Annotated in this window: 1 protein-coding gene; it reads right to left on the bottom strand. The window is 66.6% G+C overall.

Annotated elements, in window-relative coordinates; translation table 11 throughout:
• Nucleotides 1-848 (bottom strand): aldehyde dehydrogenase family protein (locus tag ENZ75_RS35230; protein WP_245481186.1); only part of this gene is annotated, 848 nt, incomplete at both ends.

Here is an 848-nt window from a genome sequence, read left to right as displayed (position 1 = left end):
CTTCGCGCCCGATGCCCGATTGCTTGACGCCGCCGAACGGGATCGGCGCGCCGGTGATCTTGACGCGGTTGATGGCGACCATGCCGTAGTCGAGCGCGCGGCCCATGCGCTGCTGCCGGCCACCATTCTCGGTCACGACATAGGCGACGAGGCCATACTCGGTGTCGTTGGCGCGGGCAATCACGTCATCCTCGCTGTCGAACGGCGTCACGGCGGCAACCGGGCCAAACGTCTCCTCGCGCATGATCAGCGCTTCGTCACTGACATCGGCCAGCAGCGTCGGCTGGTAGAACAGCGGGCCGGCCTGGTGCCGTTTGCCCCCGGTGAGGCAGCGCGCGCCGTGAGCGATGGCATCGGCGACCTGTTCCTCCACCTTCTTGATGGCGCGCTCATGCATCAGCGGCCCGATGTCGATCTTCTCGGCTAGGCCATTGCCGGTCCGCAGCGTCTCGATGCGCTTGGCGAAGGCGGCGCAGAACCGATCGTAGATCGGACGCTGGACGTAGATGCGGTTGGCGGCGAGGCAGTCCTGGCCCGACGTGGCGAATTTGGCGTCGATGGCGATATCAACCGCTTTGTCCAGATCTGCATCGGCAAAGACGATCAGCGGGGCATGACCGCCAAGCTCCATCACCAGCCGCTTCATGGTCGGCGCGCTCTGGGCGGCGATCAGCCGGCCGATCTCGGTCGAGCCGGTGAAGCTCATGGCACGCACGCGCGGATCTTCGCACATCCGGCCGACGATCGTCGAAGCCTTGCCGGTGACGATGTTGAAGACGCCCACGGGCAGGCCGGCGCGTTCGCCGAGTTCGGCCAGCGCCAGCGCCGACAGCGGCGTTTCCGAGGAC

Source organism: Mesorhizobium sp. M7A.F.Ca.CA.002.04.1.1, from assembly GCF_004022805.1.
GTDB classification, from domain to species: Bacteria; Pseudomonadota; Alphaproteobacteria; order Rhizobiales; family Rhizobiaceae; genus Mesorhizobium; species Mesorhizobium ciceri.
Note: the sequence above shows the minus strand (reverse complement) of the source record. Positions and strands in the feature narration are given on the sequence as shown.